Source organism: Geminicoccus harenae, from assembly GCF_019800005.1.
Taxonomy (GTDB): domain Bacteria; phylum Pseudomonadota; class Alphaproteobacteria; order Geminicoccales; family Geminicoccaceae; genus Geminicoccus; species Geminicoccus harenae.
On record NZ_JABGCL010000127.1, the window covers coordinates 1 to 1806 of the forward strand.

Below are 1806 nucleotides of genomic sequence, written 5' to 3' on the forward strand. Positions count from 1 at the left end.
GCCGAGGGCTGCGGGGTGGTGGTGCTGCGCCGTGCGGCTGCCGGGGTGCGGGCGCGAGCGCTGGTGCTGGGCAGTGCGGTGAACCAGGACGGCCGCTCGGCGGGGCTGACCGCCCCCTCCGGCCCGGCCCAGGTCGCGGTGGTGCGTGCCGCGCTGAAGGATGCCGGCCTGGACCCTGGTGCGGTGGATGCGATCGAGGCGCACGGCACCGGGACCAGCCTGGGCGATCCGATCGAGATGCATGCGCTGGCGGAAGTGTTCGCCCAGCGCGACCGACCGCTCTGGGTGGGGTCGGTCAAGAGCAATATCGGCCATGCCGAGGCAGCCGCCGGGATCGCCGGGCTGATCAAGGCGGTCTTGATGGTGGAGCAGGACGCGGTGCCGCCCTCGCTGCACTTCTCCCAGCTCAACCCGCATATCGAGCTGAACGGGGCCGACCTCCGCGTGCCGACCAGCCTGCAGCACCAGCCGGTGCGGGCGGTGGGGGTGAGCAGCTTCGGCTTCAGCGGCACCAACGCCCACGTCGTGGTGGCCAAGGCGCCGGCACCAACGGCTGGCACGGTGCCGGCACGGCCGGCCGCGGTGCTGCCGCTGGCGGCAAGGAGCGAGACCGCACTGGCCGCCCTGCGCCAGAGCTACCTGGACCGGCTGGCCGGCGGTGCCGACTGGCCGGCTTTGGCGCATACCGCCGTCTTGCGCCAGGCGCGGCTGCCCTGGCGGCTGGCAGTGGTGGCGGACGATGGTGCTTCGGCCCGTGCAGCGCTGGCGAGCGCCCCGGCAGCCAAGGCGTCCGGCCGGCCGAAGCTGGGCTTTTTGATCACCGGGCAAGGCTCGGCCTACCCCGGGATGGCGCTGGATCTCTTGCCGGGTGCGCCGGTGCTCCAGGAGGTGCTGGCGCGCTGCGATGCGGTGATGGGGCTGGATCGGCCACTGGCGGAGATCTTCGCCGATGGCCAAGCGCTGGGGCAGACCGGCTATGCCCAGCCGGCTCTGTTCGCCCTGGCGGTGGGCTTAGGCGAGCAGCTCCGCGCCTGGAACATCACGGCGGATGCGCTGCTGGGCCACAGTGTCGGCGAGTATGCCGCGGTGGTGCTGGCAGGCGTGCTGTCACTGGAGGACGGTGCCCGGCTGATCGCCAGGCGCGCCCGGCTGATGCAGGCCCTGCCGCAAGGCGGTGGCATGGCGGCATTGCTGGGCCCGGCCGAGGCGGCGGAGGCCCTGCTGGCAAGCCATCCCGAGCTGGAGGTGGCAGCCTGGAATGCCGCCACCGCCATCACCGTGGCCGGGCCGGTCGCGGCCATCGCCCGGCTGGCCGCCGATCCGGCCGCCGAGCGGGCCGGACTGGTGGTCCATGAACTGCCGGTGAGCCACGCCTTCCATTCCCGGCTGCTGGAGCCGATGCTGAGCGAGCTGGAACAGGCGGCCAGCCTGCCGCACCAGCCGCCGCAGGTGCCGGTGGTCAGCAACCTGACCGGGGACGTGCTGGCGCAGCGGGACGGGCGCTACTGGCGCGAGCATGCCCGCCAGCCGGTCCGGTTCACCCAGGGGCTGCAGTGCCTGAAGGACCTGGGCTGCGATCTCCTGCTGGAGCTGGGCCCGCAGCCGGTGCTGTCCGGCTTTGCCCGCGACCTGCTGCCGGCTTTGCCGACCCTCCGGCGGGGCCGGCCGTCCTGGACGGTGCTCCTGGAGACGCTGGCGGAGCTGCACCGCCAGGGAAGCGACCCGGACTGGCCGGCGATCGACCAGCCGTTCGAGCTGCCCACCACCCCCGCACCCCACTACCCGTTCGAGCGACAGAGCTATTGG

Annotated in this window: 1 protein-coding gene; it reads left to right on the forward strand. The window is 73.2% G+C overall.

Annotated elements, in window-relative coordinates:
• Positions 1–1806 (forward strand): acyltransferase domain-containing protein (locus HLA95_RS27165; protein WP_222185106.1); only part of this gene is annotated, 1806 nt, incomplete at both ends.